Source organism: Actinacidiphila sp. bgisy160 (genome assembly GCF_057707815.1).
Genome location: NZ_JBYIQW010000037.1, coordinates 1 through 20,166 on the forward strand (window position 1 = coordinate 1; position 20,166 = coordinate 20,166).

The 20,166-nt window shown below is 73.3% G+C and carries 14 protein-coding genes; 2 read left to right on the forward strand and 12 right to left on the reverse strand.

From position 1 onward, the window contains the following. The 8 genes from AC3EUJ_RS25400 to AC3EUJ_RS25435 all read right to left on the reverse strand — a co-directional run. On the reverse strand, positions 1-189 hold a 189-nt coding region (locus AC3EUJ_RS25400; RefSeq protein WP_431965138.1), incomplete at its 3' end, for a flavodoxin-dependent (E)-4-hydroxy-3-methylbut-2-enyl-diphosphate synthase. 101 nt (positions 190-290) lie between these two features. Beyond that, entirely contained in the window at positions 291-1,616 is a 1,326-nt protein-coding gene (locus AC3EUJ_RS25405) for a M50 family metallopeptidase (protein ID WP_431965140.1), read from the reverse strand. After that, a complete protein-coding gene (dxr, locus tag AC3EUJ_RS25410) occupies positions 1,613-2,881 on the reverse strand; it encodes a 1-deoxy-D-xylulose-5-phosphate reductoisomerase (protein WP_431965142.1) in 1,269 nt (422 codons plus the stop codon). Before dxr ends, AC3EUJ_RS25405 begins: the two co-directional genes overlap by 4 nt. Positions 2,882-2,970: 89 nt before the next feature. Beyond that, complete coding sequence (locus AC3EUJ_RS25415; protein WP_431965144.1) at positions 2,971-4,908, reverse strand: acyl-CoA dehydrogenase family protein; 1,938 nt, start codon at positions 4,906-4,908, stop codon at positions 2,971-2,973. A 122-nt stretch (positions 4,909-5,030) separates the two neighbouring features. Then, positions 5,031-7,223 carry a M48 family metalloprotease gene (locus tag AC3EUJ_RS25420; RefSeq protein ID WP_431965146.1) on the reverse strand — a complete coding sequence of 731 codons (2,193 nt, stop codon included), beginning with the start codon at positions 7,221-7,223 and terminating at the stop codon, positions 5,031-5,033. A gap of 148 nt (positions 7,224-7,371) precedes the next feature. Beyond that, on the reverse strand, positions 7,372-8,817 hold the full coding sequence (locus AC3EUJ_RS25425) for an aldehyde dehydrogenase family protein (RefSeq protein WP_431965148.1): 1,446 nt from the start codon (positions 8,815-8,817) through the stop codon (positions 7,372-7,374). Positions 8,818-8,907: 90 nt separating this feature from the next. Then, complete coding sequence (locus AC3EUJ_RS25430) at positions 8,908-10,443, reverse strand: PucR family transcriptional regulator (protein WP_431965150.1); 1,536 nt, start codon at positions 10,441-10,443, stop codon at positions 8,908-8,910. Between the two features lie 293 nt (positions 10,444-10,736). Continuing rightward, a complete protein-coding gene (locus tag AC3EUJ_RS25435) occupies positions 10,737-12,956 on the reverse strand; it encodes a type IV secretory system conjugative DNA transfer family protein (RefSeq protein WP_431965152.1) in 2,220 nt (739 codons plus the stop codon). A 287-nt stretch (positions 12,957-13,243) separates the two neighbouring features. Between AC3EUJ_RS25435 and gabT the strand changes: the two genes are divergently transcribed. Both gabT and AC3EUJ_RS25445 read left to right on the forward strand, forming a co-directional pair. After that, positions 13,244-14,575: a 4-aminobutyrate--2-oxoglutarate transaminase gene (gene gabT, locus AC3EUJ_RS25440; protein ID WP_431965154.1), complete on the forward strand. Its 1,332-nt coding sequence runs from the start codon at positions 13,244-13,246 to the stop codon at positions 14,573-14,575. Positions 14,576-14,921: 346 nt separating this feature from the next. Beyond that, positions 14,922-15,560 carry a phosphatase PAP2 family protein gene (locus AC3EUJ_RS25445; protein WP_431965156.1) on the forward strand — a complete coding sequence of 213 codons (639 nt, stop codon included), beginning with the start codon at positions 14,922-14,924 and terminating at the stop codon, positions 15,558-15,560. Between the two features lie 141 nt (positions 15,561-15,701). Here the strand turns inward: AC3EUJ_RS25445 and AC3EUJ_RS25450 are convergent, their stop codons facing one another. From AC3EUJ_RS25450 to AC3EUJ_RS25465, 4 genes are all read right to left on the reverse strand, one after another. Beyond that, positions 15,702-17,207 (reverse strand): CoA-acylating methylmalonate-semialdehyde dehydrogenase, encoded by a 1,506-nt coding sequence (locus tag AC3EUJ_RS25450; protein WP_431965158.1) that lies wholly within the window; start codon positions 17,205-17,207, stop codon positions 15,702-15,704. Between the two features lie 90 nt (positions 17,208-17,297). After that, a complete protein-coding gene (locus AC3EUJ_RS25455) occupies positions 17,298-17,990 on the reverse strand; it encodes a nucleotidyl transferase AbiEii/AbiGii toxin family protein (RefSeq protein ID WP_431965160.1) in 693 nt (230 codons plus the stop codon). Positions 17,991-18,143: 153 nt separating this feature from the next. Beyond that, positions 18,144-18,614 (reverse strand): hypothetical protein, encoded by a 471-nt coding sequence (locus AC3EUJ_RS25460; protein WP_431965162.1) that lies wholly within the window; start codon positions 18,612-18,614, stop codon positions 18,144-18,146. Positions 18,615-18,752: 138 nt separating this feature from the next. Beyond that, positions 18,753-20,147, reverse strand: coding sequence for an NAD(P)/FAD-dependent oxidoreductase (locus AC3EUJ_RS25465; protein ID WP_431965164.1), 1,395 nt, complete (start codon positions 20,145-20,147; stop codon positions 18,753-18,755). Between the last annotated feature and the right edge of the window lie 19 nt (positions 20,148-20,166).

Here is a 20,166-nt window from a genome sequence, read left to right on the forward strand (position 1 = left end):
GGACGCGGTGAGCTCCGCGATCTGCTGCAGTGTGGCGCCGATGTCGGCCGTGACGGTGGTGGTCATGGACTGGACGGAGACCGGGGCGTCGCCGCCGACCGCGACCGATCCGACCTGGATCTGGCGGCTCTTGCGTCGGTCGGCGAGCTTGATCGGAACGGACGGCATCCCGAGCGAAATCGCGGTCATGTGCGTGGCATCCCCAAAGTACGCGGATCGAGGTCCCGGCGGCGTGGGCGGGCTCCGGTGAACGAGACTACGTCACCCCGCCCACGCCTCCGACATCGCGCCTAGGTCAAGCGCACCGGATTGATCAGATCGGCGGCCATGACCAGCGCCGTGAAGCAGATGAAGATCCCCGCGACGACGTAGGCGGCGGGCATCAGCTTCGCCACGTCGAAGGGACCGGGGTCGGCCCGGCGGAGGACCTTGGCGATCCGCCGGCGGACGGACTCCCACAGGGCGCCCGCGATGTGGCCGCCGTCGAGCGGGAGCAGCGGGAGCATGTTGAACAGGAAGAGGGCCAGATTGACCCCCGCGAGCACGTTCACCATCGTGGCGACCTTCTGCGTGGCCGGCAGCGGCAGGGCGAAGATGTCGCCGCCGAGACGCGCCGCGCCGATCATGCCGACCGGGGAGTCGGGCTGCCGCTCGGCGCCGCTGAAGACCGCGTTCCACAGTCCGGGGATCTTGCCGGGGAGCGCCACGAGGGAGCGGGCACCCTCCTCGGCCGTGGTGGCCATATGGTCGATGGACTGCCCGAAGTCGAACTTGACCACGCCCTCCGCGGGCGTGAAGCCGAGGAACCCGGCCTGGACGTACTGGTCCTTGACGATGCCCCCGTGCCCGTCGGTCTTGACGACCGTGTTCGCGATCAGGGTCGCGTGCAGGTCGACGGTTTTGCCGTCGCGCACGACGGTGATCGTGGCGGGGCCGATGGTCTTGCGGATCTCCTGCTGCAGCACCGTCCACTGACTGTCGTCGACCTTCACCCCGTTGAAGGCCACGATCCGGTCGCGCTGCCGCAGCCCGGCCGCCTTGGCGGGAGCGTCCGGGTAGTCCCCGAGGGCACAGGGGTTCTTGGCCTTGAGGGCCTTGGTGTCGGAGGCGGGGACGACGCAGTCCGAGACCGAGCCGACCGTCGTGGTCTGGGTCGGGATGCCGAAGCCCATGAAGAGCGCCAGGAAGAGCCCGAAGGCCAGGATCAGGTTCATGAACGGGCCGGCGAACATGACGATCACGCGCTTCCAGGGTTTGCGCGTGTAGAACATCCGGGTTTCGTCGCCGGGCTTGAGTTCCTCGTACGCCGCCGAGCGGGCGTCCTCGATCATCCCCCGGAAGGGCGAGGTGGAGCGGGCCGCGATCCGGCCGTCGTCGCCGGGCGGGAACATGCCGATCATGCGGATGTAGCCGCCGAGGGGGATCGCCTTGACGCCGTACTCGGTCTCACCCTTGTGGCGGGACCAGATGGTCGGCCCGAAGCCGACCATGTACTGCGGCACCCGGATCTTGAACAGCTTGGCCGTCGAGAGGTGGCCGAGCTCGTGCCAGGCGATGGAGAAGAGGAGACCGACCAAGAAGACGGCGATTCCCAGTCCCCACATGAGTCCCGTCATACGTGTGCAGCCTCCGTCGTCGCCTGTTCCGCAGCCAGTTCCCGGGCGCGGGACCGCGCCCAGTTCTCCGCCTCGAGGACGTCCTCCACGGTGAGGGAGGTTCCCTCGGCGGGAGTGCCGTGCTCCTCGACCACCCGTGCGACGGTGTCCACGATGCCCGTGAAGGGCAGCGTGCCCGCGAGGAACGCGGCCACGCACTCCTCGTTGGCCGCGTTGAACACCGCGGGGGCGGTACCCCCGAGGCTACCGACGCGGCGGGCGAGCGCCACCGCCGGGAACGCCTCGTCGTCGAGCGGGAAGAAGGTCCACGTGGCCGCCTTGGTCCAGTCGCAGCCGGGCGCGGCGTCGGGCACCCGCTCGGGCCAGCCGAGGCCCAGCGAGATCGGCATCCGCATGTCGGGCGGGCTGACCTGGGCCAGCGTGGAGCCGTCCGTGAATTCCACCATCGAGTGGATATACGACTGCGGGTGGACGACGACCTCAATGCGGTCGAAGGGAATGTCGAAGAGCAGGTGGGCCTCGATGACCTCCAGGCCCTTGTTCACCAGGGTGGCCGAGTTGATGGTCACCACCGGGCCCATGTCCCAGGTGGGGTGGGCCAGCGCCTGCTCGGGGGTGACCCCGGCCAGCTCCTCCTTGTCCCGGCCGCGGAAGGGGCCGCCGGAGGCGGTCACGACGAGCTTGCGGACCTCGGCGCGGGAGCCGCCCATGAGGGCCTGGAAGAGCGCGGAGTGCTCGGAGTCGACCGGCACGATCTGGCCCGGCCTGGCCGCGGCCTTCACCAGGGGGCCGCCGACGATCAGCGACTCCTTGTTGGCGAGGATCAGCGTCCGGCCCGCCTCCAGGGCGGCCAGTGTGGGGCGCAGCCCGATCGAGCCGGTGATGCCGTTGAGGACGGAGTGGCACGGACGGCCGGCCAGCTCGGTCGCTGCGTCCGGGCCGACCAGGATCTCCGGCAGGGGCTCGGTGCCGTAGCGCTCTGTGAGCGCCTGCCGCAGCGGGCCTTCCGCGTTCTCGTCCGCGACGGCGACCGCGAAGACGCCGAGCTGCAGCGCCTGGTCGGCGAGGAGCTCCACCCGGCCGCCGGCGGCGGACAGGGCCACCACCCGGAAGCGGTCGGGGTTGCGCAGGACGACGTCGATGGCCTGGGTGCCGATCGATCCGGTCGAACCCAGGATCACGATGTCGCGGGGGCCTTCGTGGGCGGCGGTGGCCGCGTCCGGTCCGGGCAGCCGCAGGTGCGGGTCGGCGAGAGAGTCCGTCATCCCCCCATTGTGTCCGGTCGCCACGACGGCGACGGCACCGCCTCCGGGGAGGCGGTGCCGTGTGCACGGGGGACGCGGCCCCGGTCCGCTCAGCGGATCGGCCGGTGGACGTTCTCCTTGGCGGAGGCGCCCGGGGTGGTGTCGGCGATCCACGGGCCGTCGCTGGAGGGGTCGACGATGCCGGACTCGAGCCAGGTGTAGGCGCCGCCCAGGACCCCGTCGACGACCTTGCGGTCGATGGCGTCGGTGTTGGTCCACAGGCGCCCGAAGAGCTCCTCGACGCGGATCCGCGAATGGCGGCAGAAGGCGTCGGCGAGCTGGTAGGCCTCGCGTCCGTTCTCGCCCCGGTTGCGGAGCATCTCGGCGCGGACGCAGGCGGCGCTCATGGCGAACAGTTCGGCGCCGATGTCGACGACGCGGCCCAGGAAGCCCTGCTTGGTCTCCATCCGGCCCTGCCAGCGCGACATGGCGTAGAAGGTGGAGCGGGCGAGCTTGCGGGCGCCTCGCTCGACGTAGCGCAGGTGCGCGGCGAGGTCGGGGTGGCCCGCCGGGTGGAAGGCGGCGTACGTGCCGGGGATCTGGCCGGGGCCGGCCACCAGCTTCGGCAGCCATCGGGCGTAGAAGCCGCCGGCCTTCATGCCGGCCCTGGCCTTGTCGCCGAGCGCCTTGTCGGGGTCGATGAGGTCCCCGGCGACCGACAGGTGGGCGTCGACGGCCTCGCGGGCGATCAGCAGGTGCATGATCTCCGTGGAGCCCTCGAAGATCCGGTTGATCCGCAGGTCGCGCAGCAACTGCTCAGCCGGCACGCCCCGTTCGCCGCGGGCGGCGAGGGACTGCGCGGTCTCGAAGCCGCGGCCGCCGCGGATCTGGATCAGTTCGTCGGCCATGGTCCAGCTCATCTCGGACGCGAAGAGCTTGGCCAGCGCGCCCTCGATGCGGATGTCGTTGCGGTCCTCGTCGGCCATCTGGCTGGAGAGCTCCATGACCGCCTCGAGGGCGAAGGTGGTCGCCGCGATGAAGGAGATCTTCGCGCCGACGGACTCGTGCCGGGCGACCGGCCTGCCCCACTGCTCGCGGGCGGCCGACCACTCGCGGGCGATCTTCAGGCACCACTTGCCGGCCGCGACGCAGGAGGCGGGCAGCGACAGGCGCCCGGTGTTGAGGGTGGTGAGGGCGATCTTCAGCCCGGCGCCCTCGGGGCCGACGCGGTTCTCGGCGGGGACGCGCACCTGGTGGAAGCGGGTGACGCCGTTCTCGATGCCGCGCAGCCCCATGAAGGAGTTGCGGTTCTCCACGGTGATGCCCTCGGAGCCGGCCTCGACCACGAAGGCGGTGATGCCGCCCTTGTGGCCCTCGCTCTTCGGTACCCGCGCCATGACGACCAGCAGGTCGGCGACGACGCCGTTGGTGGTCCACAGCTTCACGCCGTCGAGGACGTAGGAGTCCCCGTCGGGGACCGCCGTGGTCGCCAGGCGCGCGGGGTCGGACCCCACGTCGGGCTCGGTGAGCAGGAAGGCCGAGATGTCGGTGCGGGCGCAGCGCGGCAGGAACCGCTCCTTCTGCTCCGGCGTGCCGAACAGCTTCAGCGGCTGGGGCACGCCGATCGACTGGTGCGCGGAGAGCAGCACGCCGATCGCGGGGCTGGCGGAGCCGACGAGGGCCAGCGCCTTGTTGTAGTACACCTGGGTGAGGCCGAGGCCGCCGTACTTGGGGTCGATCTTCATGCCGAGGGCGCCGAGCTCCTTCAGCCCGGTGATGACCTCGTCGGGGATCCTCGCCTCACGCTCGATCAGGGCCCCGTCCACCTTCGTCTCGACGAAGTCGCGCAGCTTGGCCAGGAACTCCTCGCCGCGCTGGACCTGCTCGGTCGATGGTGTGGGGTGGGGATGGATCAGGTCGAGCCGGAAGCGGCCCAGGAACAGTTCCTTGGCGAAGCTCGGCTTTCGCCATTCCTGTTCGCGGGCGGCCTCTGCGACCTGGCGCGCTTCGCGTTCGGAAACGGTGGGGCGGGCGGATGCTGCGGACATGGGGGCGTCACCTCGCGTCGGTTACCGACCGGTGCTACTTGTTCGTTAGTACCCCGGTTCCGGCTTGGTCACCAGCCCTCGCGCACGGGGCGCGGAGGGCCGGTGACCTTTCCGACGGCGGTTCAGGCCGACGCGAGCAGCTTGCGCAGCGGCGCGGTGTCCGGGGCGGGACCGCCCTCGGTGACGGGGTCGGCGAGGGCGTCGACGGCGGCGCCGAACTCCGCCTCGTCGGTGCCGTCGGCCAGCACCAGCCGGACACCCTGATCCCAGGTCAGTTCCCAGTGCGCCGCGCCGGATTCGGCGAGGGCGAGGCCGGCCAGGGCGGCGACGCCGGTATGCAGCGCGCCCTCGGGCAGCCCCTGCGCCAGGGCCGGGAGGCGGCCCTGGTCTGCGGCGTCGAGCAGGGCCGTCACGGTCGGCTCGGTGCCCGCGGCCGACAGCGCGACGCGCAGCGGCGCGGCGTTCTCGGCGAGCAGCAGACGCACCGCCGGATCCGCGAGGGCGCTCCACTCCACTCGGGTGAATGCCTGGCTCTCCGGGCTGAGGGTGGCCGCCTCCAGGGCGATCAGCACCTGGTCCCGGTCGTGCAGCAGCTCCAGGGCCGGGCGGTCCTGCCCGGCGGGCGCCGCGCCCGGCCCGTCGGCGGGCGCCGCCTCGACGAGGCGGACGCGCTCGGCGATCGGGGGATGCGAGTCATACGGGGAGCGCTGCTCGCGCGGCAGCCGGGCGCGCAGCCGGTCCAGCTCCGCGTGGCGGGCGGGGTCGGTCAGGAAGCGACGCAGGCCGCCGTAGACCTCTCCGGCGGGCGGCAGCAGCCGGGCCGGGGCGCCGAAGGCGGCGTACTGCCGCATGTAGTGGTCGAAGGCGGCGTCAAGGACCGGGATCTCGCGCAGCGCGGAGGCGGTGGCGTCGCGCCCGGCGAGCCGTACGGCGGCCTGGTCGGCGGCGAGTTCCTGGGCGCGGCCGACGCTGTGCGAGGCGCGCAGGTAGAACTTGGCGTAGGCCGTGTAGATCGCCGCCATGGCGCGGTAGGTGACGCCGGCGCTTGAGGCGTCGACGTCCTTGGCCTTGCGGCCCTTGGCCAGTGCCTTGGCGGCCCGCTCCTCCTGCTTGACCTGTTCCTTGCCCTGGGCGCGGGCGGCGCGCTCCTCGAAGTGGGCGATGGTGCGCAGCATGCGCTCCTGGCCGCGCAGGGTGATCGCGGACAGCCGTGTGTCGCTGTTGCCGTAGTGGCCGAGCTCATGGGTGAGGACGGCGTGCAGCTGGCGCTCGGTCAGCCCGGCGAGCAGGGGCACGCCGATGTACATGCGGCGGCGCCCGCCGATCAGGCCGAGGAGGCGGGACTTCTCGGACACGGCGGCGTTGACCTCGCCGACGAGGACGATCTCGTCCGGCGCCCGGGTGCCGTAGCGGGCGGCGAGGTCGCGGACGGCCGCCCACAGCTCGGGCTGCTGCTGCTCGGTGACGGGGACCCCCGAGGAACCGCCGTCCTCGGGACGCCGCAGCATGAACATGCCGCGGACGATGGGGACGGCCAGGACGGCGCTGACGACGACGACCTTGCCGGTGAGTGCGCCCGAGCCCCACGAGGCGACCAGGACGTCGATTCCCGCCAGCACCGCGAGCAGCACCACGCCCAGCAGGTAGAAGCCGGCGAGCAGCATCAGGGCACGCACGGCGCGCGCCGTCGAGCTGCTGGCCGCGGCCGGCCCGGCGCCTTCCGGCGGCGCGGCCTCGACGCGTACCGAGCCGTCCGGGACGCCCGCGTCCGCGACGCCGTCCGGGGAGGCGAGCGAGGAGGCGCCGACCGTCTCGGCCGGGACCCCGAGTGCCGCGCACACCCGGCGCAGCAGCTCCTCCGTGTCCGGCTTGGCCTCGCCGGGGCGCGGGTCGTTGCGGACCTCCGCGAGGGCAGCGGCCGCCTCGGGGCGCCCGAACCACTGCGCGCAGCGGGCGGCCTGGGCGTCCCACTGAGCGCGGTGCTCCGCGTATTCCTGGGGGTCGGTGGGCGGCTCCCAGTCCGCGGCCCACACCATGCTCTGGCTGCCCTCGCCGTCCGGGCGCACGAACACCGCGTACGCGACCTGCGGCGTCGCCACCAGCACCAGGGCCGGTACGTCCAGCCGCCGTGCCAGCTCGCGCCCCGCCGGCACCACGTCAGCGATACCGATGCCCTCGCCCTCGGTCACCGGCGCGTCGAACAGCACTCCGGTGCCGCCGCCGCCCCCGGCCACCCAGCCGCCGACCGGTCCCCCAGCCACGGCCTCCGCGGTCGCCCCGGCCTCCGCCGCGCAGATCACCGCATACGTTGCCACCTTGTGTTTCCCCTCCCTGGCGCCTCTCTGGCGCCGTCCATGACAGCGTCACTTTACGTGCTCATGCCGACAGCGCGCACAGCGCGGCCGGGGCGCACCGCACATGCGCCCCGGCCGCTGGAAGGGGTGGCTTCTCCTGCCCTGGGGACTACAGGGCGAGACCGGTCAGGACCAGGACCCGCTCGTAGGTGTAGTCCTCCATGGCGTACTTGACGCCCTCGCGGCCCACGCCGGAGTCCTTGACGCCGCCGTAGGGCATCTGGTCCGCGCGATAGGAGGGGGCGTCGCCGATAACGACACCGCCGACCTCCAGCTCGCGGTGGGCACGGAAGGCGGTCTGCAGGTCGTGGGTGAACACACCGCACTGCAGGCCGAACCGGGAGTCGTTGACGAGCGCGAAGGCCTCGTCGGTGCCGTCCACCCTGTGCAGGGACAGCACCGGCCCGAAGGCCTCCTCGGTGGACAGGACCGCGTCCGCGGGGAGCTCGGCCAGCACGGTCGGCTCGTAGGCGGCGCCCTCGCGCTTGCCGCCGGTCAGCAGCTTGGCGCCCTTGGCGAGGGCGTCCTCGACCCAGGACTCGACACGCACGGCGGCGTTCTCGTCGACGAGCGGGCCGACGTCGGTCGCGTCGTCCGAGGGGTCGCCGGTCACCTGTCCCCGGACCTTGGCGACGACCTTCTCCACCAGCCGGTCGTACACGGAGGCGTCGGCGACGACCCGCTGCACCGAGATGCAGGACTGGCCGCCCTGGTAGTTGGCGAAGGTGGCGATGCGGCCCGCCGCCCACTCCAGGTCCTCCTCGGAGGACCAGTCGGCCAGCACGACGGCGGCGGCGTTGCCGCCCAGCTCCAAGGTGGTGTGCTTGCGCGGTACCGAGTCCATGATCTGGTAGCCGACCCGGTCGGAGCCGGTGAAGGAGATGACCGGCAGCCGCTCGTCCTGCACCAGGGCGGACATGTGGTCGTTCGGGACGGTCAGGACGCTCCACGAGCCGGCCGGCAGGTCGGTCTCGGCAAGGATCTCGCCGAGGACGAGCGCGGACAGCGGGGTCGCCGGGGCCGGCTTGAGGATGATCGGCGTGCCCACCGCGATCGCCGGGGCCACCTTGTGGGCCACCAGGTTCAGCGGGAAGTTGAACGGCGCGATGCCGAGCACGCTTCCGCGCGGGAAGCGCCGGGTCAGCGCGAGACGGCCCACGCCGCCCGCGTCGGTGTCCAGGCGCTGGGCGTCACCGCTGTTGAAGCGGCGCGCCTCCTCCGCCGCCCAGCGGAAGACGGACACGGCACGGCCGACCTCGCCGCGGGCCCACTTGACGGGCTTGCCGTTCTCCGCGGTGATCAGCCGGGCGATCTCCTCGGCCCGCTCGGCCAGCCGCTTCGACACATGGTCCAGGGCCGCGGCCCGCACGTGGGCGGGGGTCGCGGCGAACTCCGCCTCGACGGCCTCGGCGGCGGCGACGGCCTCCTCCACCTGGGCGGCGGTCGGCACGCCGACGGAGGCCACGACGCTGCCGTCGTACGGGTTCACGACATCGAAGGTGTCCTCGCCGGTGACGGGGCGGCCGGCGAGCCAGAACGCGGTGGGGGTGCTCATGCGGACCACGGTAGGGCGGACGGCACCCGGTCGGTCTTGTCCAGTGCGTCCTGCGGGCGTCGCCCGATGCGACGTTTTGGCAGGCCACATTCAGCCGCAGGACTTGAGGGCCAGCCACAGCTCCATGCGCACGTCGGGGTCGTCCAGCGAGCGCCCGAGGATCTCCTCCACCCGCCGCATCCGGTAGCGCAGCGTGTGCCGGTGCACCCCGAGGTCCGCCGCGGCGGCGTCCCACTGCCCGTGCCGGGACAGCCACGCCCGCAGCGAGGCGACCAGATCGCCGCGGGCGGTGGCGTCGTGCTCCCGCAACGGCCGCAACAGGCCGTCGGAGAAGGCGCGTACGGCGTCGTCGCTCAGCAGCGGCAGCACCGAGCCGGCACCGACCTCGTCGTGCTCGACGAGGCTGCGGCCACGCCGCCGGGCGACCGCCAGCGCGCGCTCGGCCTGCTCGTGCGCGCCCGGAACACCCGCGGCGGCCACCGCGGCTGACAGCCCGGCCACCAGGTCGTCGCTCCCGTCGACCGCCGCCACGCAGGCCGGCATCACGTCGCCGTTCGCGGCCGCGAGCACCGTAAGCCGGTCCTCGTCCCGCACCGCCAGCACGGGCTCCGCGGCACGCATCCCGGCCGCCTCCACCCGTTCGGCCAGCAGCCCCACCGCGTCCCCGGCGGCCTGCGCGCGCTCCGCGACCAGCACGCGCACGTGGGCGTCGAACAGCCCGCCGTACAGCCGGCCTGCCACGGTGCGCGCGTGCTCGGGCTCGCCGACCAGCAGCATCCGCAGTAGCGCGGCACCCAGGCGCTGCTGCGTGTCCTGCAGCGCGCGGGACTGCTCCAGGGACAGCGTCAGCAGCGCGACGGCGGCGTGCACGAGGTACCGGGCGGAGGTGTCCGGCCGCTCCTCCGTGCCGACGGCGAGGAAGCCGCGCGGGCGCCGGCCGGTGCCCAGCGACTGCAGCTCGACGCGGTCCTCCGTGCCGGCCGGTCCTGCGACCGCTGCGCTGGCCGGGGCGGGCCTGCCGCGCAGCCGCTCCACCTCGCCGGCGAGCCGCGCCGCCCGCCGCCCCGCCCACTCCGGCGCCGCGGCCACCACCGCGCCCGACGCGTCGTACAGCGCCGCCCAGCCGTTCAGATGCGCCGCCAGCCGGGACAGCAGTGCCGCCGTCCCGTCCGGCGCGAGCGCCGCCCGCGTCAGCTCCCGTTGCGCCTCGAACCCGGCGGTCACCGCCTTGTACCGGTCGGCGGCGATCTCCGCGGAGACGGCCTTGCTGATCGCGATGAACGGGGTCTTGTGCGGCACCTCCAGCAACGGCAGCCGGTGCGCGGCCGCCGCGTCCACGAGCGCCTGCGGCACGGCGTCGTGGCTCACCCCCACGCCGAACCCGAGACCCACGACGCCGGCCTCGGCCAGGCGGGCCACGTACTGGCCGAGGGCCTCGGGCGAGCCGACGTCCAGCTTGAGGCCCGTGGTCAGCAAGAGCTCGCCGCCCTCCAGGTACGGCGCCGGGTCGTCCAGCTCGCTGGTGTGTACCCAGCGCACGGCGGCCTCCCCCAGGCGGTCGCCTCCGGCGAGGACGACCAGCTTCAGTGCGGGGTTCCGCAGCAACGAGGCGAGCGTGGGGGGCACGGGCTTTTTCTCCAACTCGGAGTGCGTTCACTTCCGATTCTGCCTCACCGTATACCTGCGGTGCGGCGCGTCTGGAGTGTGCGCGTGCGTCGTGGTTGCTGTTGTGGTTTCTCCCCCCCCCTCGCCCGCCCGATTGCCCGGCGCGGTCAGCGACCACCTCGCTGCGTGCGTTGTGGGGCACATGGTGCAGGCCCGCACCAATCGCGCCGGATGGGGGTCGCCCGGCCTTCGGCGGGGGAGGGCGGGCGGGGGGAACCGCCCGCCGCTGGCGCAACGCACCCGCACACGCGGGATCAGGCGCGCAGATCGACCAGCACCGGCGGCGCCGGCTCCCCGTCCACCGACGTCAGCGACACGACCGCGTGCCCCGCAGGGACCGCGTGCGCGAGGTCGGACGCGGACCACCGCTCGCGCTCGACCCGCCGCACGGTGACCGACTCCGCCGTGACCGCCTTCCCCGTCACCAGGCGCCGCACCGTGTGCAACACGCGCGTGAGCGGCTCGTCCGCGATGATCTGGCGGTTCGTGACGTCGTGGACGTCCACCCACTCCTTGCCCCAGACCTCCGCGAACCGCGCGCCGTCCCAGGCGGTGACCCCGGCGAGGGCCGCCCGGCAGCCGACGGCGCCGAGCAGGGCGCCGCGCAGGGCCTCCGGGACGTCGTCGAGCGTCCGCAGGGTGAGCACCGCGCCCGCGTTGGCGGAGCGCATGCGCTGCAGGCCGCGCACGGATTCCGCGGTCACCGTGTGGGAGGCGTCGTCCAGGACGAGGCAGGCGAACAGCGAGCGGTCCTGCCGGGCCGCGGCGCACTCGGCGAACTGGGCGAGGACGAGCCGCGCCAGCATCCGGGAGACCTCGGCGTGGCCCCGCTCCGGGAGGTCGATGCGGACCCGCAGCGGGTGCTCCAGGCCCCGCAGCGAGAAGGGGTGGCTGCCCCCCGTGGTGTCGAAGAACCCGGCGAACGCGGGCCGGTCGAGCAACGCGATGCGGTCGGCCAGGAGGGGGCCCGCGTCGCCGGCGCGGGCGGACTGCCGCTCCCGTGCGTCGAGCTCGCGCAGCTGCCCCTGGGCGGCGCCGCCGCGGCCCTGCAGGGCGGAACGGAGCGCGGCCAGCGCCGAGGGCGTGCCGTCGAGGAGTTCGCGCAGCTCGGGGACGGAGGGGAAGCGGTCGTGGGCGGCCTGGAAGGGCCCGAGGAGCTGGGCGAGGGCGGTGGCGGCGCGGCGGCTGTCGTTGCCGGGGAGTGCCGCGGCGAGGTCGCCGACGAGGGCCTCGGCGAGGAAACCTGCGGCCTCGTCGGGGTCCGCGGTGCCGCCGTACAGGTCGAGGTCGTAGGCGGAGTCGGGGTGGCCGATCTTGACGACGACGTCGAAGGACTCGTCCGGCGCGAGCCGTGCCCCCTCGGTGCCGACCACGACGACGGCCGCCCGCCCGGCGAGGGCCTGCAGGCACATGAGTTCCAGCGCGGGCCGCACCACGCGCACCGTCTTGCCGGAGCCGGGCGGCCCGACGGCCAGCAGGGACGTGCCGAGCACGGAGAGGTCCAGGGCGTAGCCGGCGCCGCGGTGGGAGCGGGGGTTGCGCTCGTCCTCGGGGGCGGCGCCGATGCGGACCTGGCCGGCGAGCAGGTCGTGCCGGGCAGTGCGGGTCGGCAGGTCGCGGGCGCCGGAGGGGTGGGCGCAGGCGGCGGCCCCGTACCGCAGGACGGTGTCGGTGAAGGCGGTCAGCCGGCCGGGCTCGGAGCGCACCGACTGCCAAGCGCGGGAGAGGCGGGCGAAGTCGACGTCGTTCATCAGCCCGGAGCGCGCGTCCTCGGCGAGCCGCTCCGCGGCGTCGGCGGCGCCGCCCTGGCGGAGCGCGGGGAAGGCCGCCGGGTCCTGGGCGGGGTCGGCCGGTTCGCTGCCGGTGGCCGTGCGCTCCTGCTCGCGGGACCGCTGGAGCGGGGCGGTGATGTAGCGGCGCCACAGTTCGGCCCAGCGTCCGATGCGGGCGAAGAAGACCAGGAGCGCGCCGCCGATGAGCGCGTAGTAGAGGTACGAGGCCCACAGGTAGGCGGTCTGGTTGCCGTCGGCCTGCCGCCAGGAGTCGGGGGTCAGGGCGAGCAGCGGCCACAGCCAGTAGCTGCCGAGGTAGCCGTTCCACAGCAGGGACCACAGCAGCCAGCCGCCGAGGAAGGAGATCAGGGCGCCGGCCACGAGCTGGCGGCCCGGCACGGCGTCCGGGTCGGCGGCGGGGCGGGGACGGTGCCCGAGGCGCCACACACCGGGGGCGGCGGCCGGGCGCGGGGCGCGCAGCCAGGCGAGGAAACCGGACCCGTCCGAGGTGGCGGTCGCCGCGGACTCCGCCGGGGCGTGCCACGAGCCGGCGCCGGGGCGGGTACCCGGCTGGGGCGGCGGTCCGGGGGGCAGCGGGGGCGTGGCCGGGACGGCCCTGGGTGCGCGGCCGGGGCCGGCGGGGCCCGGCCGGGCGCCGGGCACGGGCGGCGGTCCGGCGTGCGCGGGCGGGGTGCCCGGCATCGGCCGGGCACCGGGTACCGGCGGCGTGCCCGGTTGCGGGCCGGGGCCTCCGGGCGGAGGCGCCGCGGGCTTCTCGTGCGTACCGTCGCGTTCCATCGCGTGTGCCACCCCTCGCAGGTCCGCACTCAATGTAGTCGAGCGGCCACCGCAGTCTGAAGGATCTTGGCACGCTCATGTCCGCCACGTCGAAGAGGCGTTCCGCAGTGCGCCCTATCGGAGTGTGCGGGGCTCCGCCGTACGGGCTTAGCCTGCGAGAAAAGACCACGGTTCGAAGGAGTACGTCCGCCATGACCGATCTGGCCCAGGAGCGCCGACTCGTCACCCCGATCCCCGGCCCCAAGTCGCAGGAGCTGCTGGCGCGCAAGACGGCGGCGGTCGCGAACGGTGTCGGCGTGACCCTGCCCGTCTTCGTCACCCGCGCCGGCGGCGGCGTGCTGGAGGACGTGGACGGCAACTCCCTGATCGACTTCGGCTCCGGCATCGCGGTGACCTCGGTCGGCAACAGCGCCGAGGCGGTCGTACGCCGTGCGTCGGCACAGCTGGCCGACTTCACCCACACCTGTTTCATGGTGACGCCGTACGAGGGTTACGTGGAGGTCGCCGAGGCCCTCAACGAGCTGACCCCGGGCGACCACGAGAAGCGCACCGCGCTGTTCAACTCCGGTGCCGAGGCAGTCGAGAACGCGGTGAAGATCGCCCGCGCGTACACCAAGCGGCAGGCCGTCGTCGTCTTCGACCACGGGTACCACGGCCGCACCAACCTCACGATGGCGCTGACGGCGAAGAACATGCCGTACAAGCACTCGTTCGGCCCGTTCGCGCCCGAGGTCTACCGGATGCCGCTGGCCTACCCCTACCGCTGGCTGACCGGCGCGGAGAACTGCGCGCAGGAGGCGGCGGCCCAGGCGATCGACATGATCACCAAGCAGGTCGGGCCCGAGAACGTGGCCGCGATCGTGATCGAGCCGATCCAGGGCGAGGGCGGCTTCATCGAGCCCGCCAAGGGCTTCCTGCCGAAGCTGGTGGAGTTCGCCCGGGCGAACGGCATCGTCTTCGTCGCGGACGAGATCCAGACCGGCTTCTGCCGCACCGGCCAGTGGTTCGCCTGCGAGGACGAGGGCATCGTCCCGGACCTGATCACCACCGCCAAGGGCATCGCGGGCGGTCTGCCGCTGGCCGCGGTGACCGGCCGCGCCGAGATCATGGACGCCGCGCACTCCGGCGGTCTGGGCGGCACCTACGGCGGCAACCCGGTGGCGTGCGCCGGTGCGCTCGGCGCCATCGAGACGATGAAGGAGCAGGATCTCAACGCCAAGGCGCGCCGCATCGGCGAGATCATGCTCGGCCGGCTGCGCGGCATGCAGGAGAAGTTCGAGATCATCGGCGATGTCCGCGGCCGCGGCGCCATGATCGCGATCGAGCTGGTGGAGCCGGGCGGCAAGACCCCCAACGCCGCGGCGACCGCCGCCGTGGCCAAGGCCTGCCACGCCGAGGGCCTGGTGGTCCTGACCTGTGGCACATACGGCAACGTGCTGCGCTTCCTGCCGCCGCTGGTCATCGGGGAGGACCTGCTGAACGAGGGTCTGGACATCATCGAGGGCGCGTTCGCCCGGCTGTGACCAGGCGCTTCGCCCGTGACCGAGCGTGCACGACACACAGCGTGAAGAAGGTGTGCGGGCCTGATGGCGGGAGGGTGCAACCCCTGCCCGGCGGGCCCCCGGTGACGTACGGTTTCCGCAGATGGATGAAACACCCCGTCTGCGGAAGTCCGCGGGCGACACTTTGCCGGTGACTCCCCATCATCGGCACAGCAGTGCCCTCGCGCACAGCGCCGAAGCCGAAGGCTCCGGCAATCCTCGCCGATCGGTCGGCCGCTTGCCCCAAACCCCCCGGGGCGGGCGGTACGGCGATCGTTCTGGCCGCCCCGGAACTCTCCCCCCTGTTCCGGGGCGGCCAACTTCTCTGGTGGCCGTGGTGTGCACGGCGCTCTTCGGACTGCTGACCTGGCAGGAGGCACTACGAGGGCGCCTGCTGGCCCTCGACGGGCCGGTGCGCGCCACCTTTGCGGGATCCTCCCCCCACCCCGCAGACCGCTCCGCCGTGCCGCAGTTCCTCGCCGACCTGGGCAACTGGCAGGTCGCCGTGCCCGTGCTGCTGCTGACGATGGTCTGCACCACCTGGCGCGCCCGCCGGTACGGGCTGCCCCGCCCCTGGCTGCCGCCGCTGGCGTACGCGCTCGTGATGGCCGCCGCGCCCCTGCTGGTCGCGCTGGTGAAGCCGCTGATCGGCCGGGCCGGCCCCGGTTCGCTGACCCTCTCCCCCGGCTATCCCGGGCTCTACCCCTCCGGACACACCGCCACGGCGGCCGCCGCCTACGGCGGCGCCGCGCTCCTGCTGCTGCCGTGGCTGGCACGCAGGGCGGCACGGCGGCTGCTGGTCGCGGCCGCCTTGCTGCTCAACGGTGCGGTGGGGGTCGCCCTGGTCCACTGCGGCTACCACTGGCCGCTCGACGTCGTGGGGAGCTGGCTGCTGTGCGGCGCCCTGCTCGCGGGAGCCGCCCTGGCGGTCGGTTGCCGGTCGGGGCGTCATCACCCTGCGCGCTGAGCCGCGCTTCGCCTTGCCCGGGGCGCCCGCCCGTGGTGGTCACTTCCCCTCGCAGGAGAGCAGCAGCATGCGGACCCGGCGCGGACAGACGAGACCCGCTGACCGCATAAGCGCAGGTCAACGGGTTTCGGGGTGGGGGTGTCAGTTGTTGGTCGGGAAACCGAGGTTGATGCCGCCGTGGCTCGGGTCGAGCCACCGCTGGGTGACGGCCTTGCCGCGGGTGAAGAATTGGACGCCGTCCGGGCCGTAGGCGTGGGTGTCGCCGAACAGCGAGGCCTTCCAGCCGCCGAAGGAGTAGTACGCCACCGGCACCGGGATCGGCACGTTGATGCCGACCATGCCGACCTCGACGTCGTGCTGGAAGCGGCGGGCGGCGCCGCCGTCGTTGGTGAAGATGGCCGTGCCGTTGCCGTACGGGTTGGAGTTGATCAGCTCCAGGCCCTCGTCGTACGAGCCCACGCGGACCACGGACAGCACCGGGCCGAAGATCTCGTCGTTGTAGACGGACATGCCGGGCTTGACGTCGTCGAAGAGGGTCGGGCCGAGCCAGAAGCCGTCCTCGGTGTCCTCGCCCGTGACGGCGTGCGTACGGCCGTCCACGGCGAGGGTCGCGCCGTCCGCGAGGCCCGCGTCGAGGTAGGACGTCACCTTGTCGCGGTGGGCGCCGGTGACCAGCGGGCCCATCTCGGAGGCGGCGTTGCAGCCGGGGCCGACCGTGAGGGTGGCCATCCGCTCCTTGATCTTCTCGACCAGCGTGTCGCCGATCGGGTCGACCGCGACCAGCACGGACACGGCCATGCACCGCTCGCCGGCCGCGCCGAACCCGGCGTTGACGGCGGCGTCGGCGGCGAGGTCCAGGTCCGCGTCCGGCAGCACCAGCATGTGGTTCTTGGCGCCGCCCAGGGCCTGGACGCGCTTGCCGTAGCGGGTGCCGGTCTCGTAGACGTAGCGGGCGATCGGGGTGGAGCCGACGAAGGAGACGGACTTGACGTCCGGGTGCTCCAGGAGGCGGTCGACGGCGACCTTGTCGCCGTGCACGACGTTGAAGACGCCGTCCGGCAGGCCGGCCTGCTTCCACAGCCGCGCGAGGAAGTCGGCGGCGGACGGGTCCTTCTCGGAGGGCTTGACGACGACGGTGTTGCCCGCGGCGATGGCGATGGGGAAGAACCACATCGGCACCATCGCCGGGAAGTTGAAGGGCGAGATGATCGCGACCGGGCCGAGCGGCTGGCGGATCGAGTAGACGTCGATGCCGGTCGAGGCCTGCTCGGTGAAACCGCCCTTGATCAGCTGCGGGATGCCGCAGGCGTACTCGACGACCTCCAGGCCGCGGGCGATCTCGCCGAGCGCGTCCGAGTGCACCTTGCCGTGCTCGGAGACGATGATCGCGGCCAGTTCCTCGCGCTTGGCGTTGAGCAGTTCACGGAAGGCGAAGAGCACCGTGGTCCGCTTGGCCACCGAGGCGTGGCGCCACTCCTTGAACGCCGCGGCGGCCGCGCCGACGGCCTGGTCGACCTCGGCGATCGACGCGAAGTCCACCCGCCCGGTCACGGCCCCGGTCGCGGGGTCGTACACGTCCCCGTGCCGCTCCGTGGTGCCGGTCCACGCCTGTCCGGCGATCCAGTGCGTGATGTGCTTGTCGGTCACGGCGGACCTTCCTCTCCTCGTCTCCTGCCAGTGTCGTCAGTGGGCAGGACGGGCTCAAGCACCAAGGTGTCGGCGCCGGGGCGGGGAGCTTTACAGGTCGTACAGCTCGTCGGGGTGTTCCATGCCCTCCATGAGGTCCAGGCGGATGTCCTGTGCCCAGTCGAAGGCCCAGCGCTTGGCGTCGGCGACGGCCGCGGCGTCCAGTCCCTGGGCCGCGTACGCCGCGTCGTCGGCCTCGACGAGTTTGTCGAGGCGGTCGGCGAGCAGGCGCGGCTGGAGGTCCTCGTCGAGGTGGACCGCCATGGCCAGCAGCTCCCCTGGCGTGAACCAGGCGGTCAGGGCGTGGACGTCGACCAGGTCGCGCACCGTGGCGCGGTCGGCGACGGCGGCCACCTTCAGGGCGGCGCAGTCCTCCAGCGCCACCACGGGCACCGGCCTTGACAGGCCGAGGCCGACGCGGACGGGGGGACGGGACAGCGGCTGCTTGGCCACGTGGACGGTGTAGCCGGCGTCGCCCGGCGGCGTGGCGCCGAGGTGGGCGGCCAGCGGTGTGCCGGGCAGCGGGACCACGTCGTACCCGGCCCCGGTGTACGCGGCCGCGAGCGCGGCGCCGATGTCGCCGGCCGGAGTGGAGCTGAAGGTCACCAGGTCGAGATGGCGGGACGGGCGGCGGTCGAAGCCGTGCGCGATCAGCGCGAGACCGCCCGCCACGGCCAGGCCGTGGCGCCCGCAGACGGGCAGGGCGGTCTCGACGAGGTGGGCGAGGCCGGGCGTGAGGGCCATGTCAGCCCGCCGCGACGCGGGGCGCGGGAACGGGGGCGCGCCGTGGTGCGCCCGGGTGTCCGCGGCCGCTCCGGGGCCGGCCGCGGTCCGTCGGGATCATGGCACCAGTGTCGCGCACGAAGGCGTACGGCCGCCGGGCCCCCCGGCGCGGGGTCATTCACCCGGATCACGGCCGCGCCGTACCGCCACACGGGCCGCCGCCTCGTGCATGGCCAGCTCCAGGACGCCGGGGTCGGTGAGGATGCCGGTGCCGTCCGGTGGCACCAGCCAGCGGACGCCGCCGGTTGCGCGGCCGGGGTACGGGACCACGATCCAGGTGCCGGGGCCCGCGGTGCGTACACCGGTGCCGATCCACCGGGCGGCGGTGCCCGGGGGCACGAAGTAGCCCATGCGGGAGTCGCCGGAGTCGGCCAGGACCGGGCCGGGGCGGTCGGTGAGCCGGGTGAGGACGTCGAGCGTCGGGTGGCCCAGTTCGCCGGTGAGGATGAGGACGTCCCACAGCCTCCCGGCGGGCAGGAGCGTCACGCCGAGGGGATGGCGCTCCCATTCCCACCGGGTGGCGTCGGGGTCGGGTGCCACGGAAACCAGCCAATCGACCGCGCCCCGCGCGTCTGTGCCCACCATGCCGGTTCCTCCGTTCCGTGTGTGCGCTGTCGTGCTGTCACGCGGAGAGAGGGGGCCGGCGGCGGATCATTACGCGGGTTTCACCACGCCCGATGGGGTGATCCGGATCATGGGGCACCCGCGGGGTGCGGGGCCCGGTCAGCTGTCGAAGCCGAGGCCGAGCCGGTCCATCGCCTTGAGCCACAGGTTGCGGCGGCCGGCGTTGCGGTCGGCGCGGTCCAGGGACCACTTGGTGAGGCCGATGCCCGCCCACGCCAGGGGCTCGGGCGGGAAGGGCAGCGGCTTGGTGCGGACCATCCGCAGTTCGGTGCGCTCGGTGCGCTCGCCGGACAGCAGGTCGAGCATGACGTCCGCGCCGAAGCGGGTGGCGCCGACGCCGAGGCCGGTGTAGCCGGCGGCGTAGGCCACCTTCCCGTCGTGGGCGGTGCCGTAGAAGGCGGCGAAGCGGGAGCAGGTGTCGATCGCGCCGCCCCAGGAGTGGGTGAAGCGCACGCCCTCCAGCTGCGGGAAGCAGCGGAAGAAGTGTCCGGCGAGCTTCAGGTGGGTCTCCGGGCGTTCCTCACGGGCGGCGTCCAGGCGGCCGCCGTAGGGGTAGACGGCGTCGTAGCCGCCCCACAGGACGCGGTTGTCGGCGGTGAGCCGGAAGTAGTGGAACTGGTTGGCGCTGTCGCCCAGCCCCTGGCGCTTCTTCCAGCCGATCGCGCCGAGCTGCTGCGGCGTCAGCGGCTCGGTCACCAGCGCGTAGTCGTAGACGGGCACGATGTAGTGGCGCACCCGGCGCACCAGCGAGGGGAAGACGTTGGTGCCGAGCGCGACGTGCCGGGCGAAGACCCGCCCGTACGGGGTGCGCACGGCCATGCCGGAGCCGTTGTGGGCGAGCCGGGTGGCGCGGGTGTGCTCGTAGACGCGTACGCCCAGTTCCTCGCAGGCCCGCTTGAGCCCCCAGGCGAGTTTCGCCGGATGCAGCATGGCGACGCCGGTGCGGTCCCACAGGCCGCCGACGAAGGTCGGCGAGTCGACCTCGGCACGGACCTGGTCACGGTCGAGCAGCTCCAGTTCGATGTCGTGCCGGGCGGCCTCCTGCGCGGACGCCCTCAGGTCGTCGAGCTGGTAGGGCTCGGTGGCGACGTCGATCTCCCCCGAGCGTTCGAAGTCGCAGTCGATGGAGTAGCGGGCGATCGCCTCCTCGATGCCGTCGAGGTTGCGGTGGCCCAGCTCCTCCAGTCGCGCGAACTCCTCGGGCCAGCGGGCGAGTCCGTTGGCCAGGCCGTGGGTGAGGCTGGCGGCGCAGAAGCCGCCGTTGCGGCCGGACGCCGCCCAGCCCACCTCCTTGCCCTCGATCAGGACGACGTCGCGGCGCGGGTCACGCTCCTTGGCCCGCAGCGCCGTCCACAGCCCGGTGTAGCCGCCGCCGACCACCAGCAGGTCGCAGTGCTCGTCGCCGACGAGGGCGGAGCCGGCCCGCGGCCTGCCGGGGTCCTCCAGCCAGAACGGTGTCGGCTGCGCGTCAGCGAGCGAACGGGCTGGATCCATGGGGTCTCACACCTTTGCG

Coding starts and splice junctions, on each gene's coding strand:
- AC3EUJ_RS25405 (WP_431965140.1), bottom strand. CDS start 1,616: ATGACGGGACTCATGTGGGGACTGGGAATCGCCGTCTTCTTGGTCGGT.
- dxr (WP_431965142.1), bottom strand. CDS start 2,881: ATGACGGACTCTCTCGCCGACCCGCACCTGCGGCTGCCCGGACCGGAC.
- AC3EUJ_RS25415 (WP_431965144.1), bottom strand. CDS start 4,908: ATGTCCGCAGCATCCGCCCGCCCCACCGTTTCCGAACGCGAAGCGCGC.
- AC3EUJ_RS25425 (WP_431965148.1), bottom strand. CDS start 8,817: ATGAGCACCCCCACCGCGTTCTGGCTCGCCGGCCGCCCCGTCACCGGC.
- AC3EUJ_RS25435 (WP_431965152.1), bottom strand. CDS start 12,956: ATGCCGGGCACCCCGCCCGCGCACGCCGGACCGCCGCCCGTGCCCGGC.
- gabT (WP_431965154.1), top strand. CDS start 13,244: ATGACCGATCTGGCCCAGGAGCGCCGACTCGTCACCCCGATCCCCGGC.
- AC3EUJ_RS25455 (WP_431965160.1), bottom strand. CDS start 17,990: ATGGCCCTCACGCCCGGCCTCGCCCACCTCGTCGAGACCGCCCTGCCC.
- AC3EUJ_RS25460 (WP_431965162.1), bottom strand. CDS start 18,614: ATGGTGGGCACAGACGCGCGGGGCGCGGTCGATTGGCTGGTTTCCGTG.
- AC3EUJ_RS25465 (WP_431965164.1), bottom strand. CDS start 20,147: ATGGATCCAGCCCGTTCGCTCGCTGACGCGCAGCCGACACCGTTCTGG.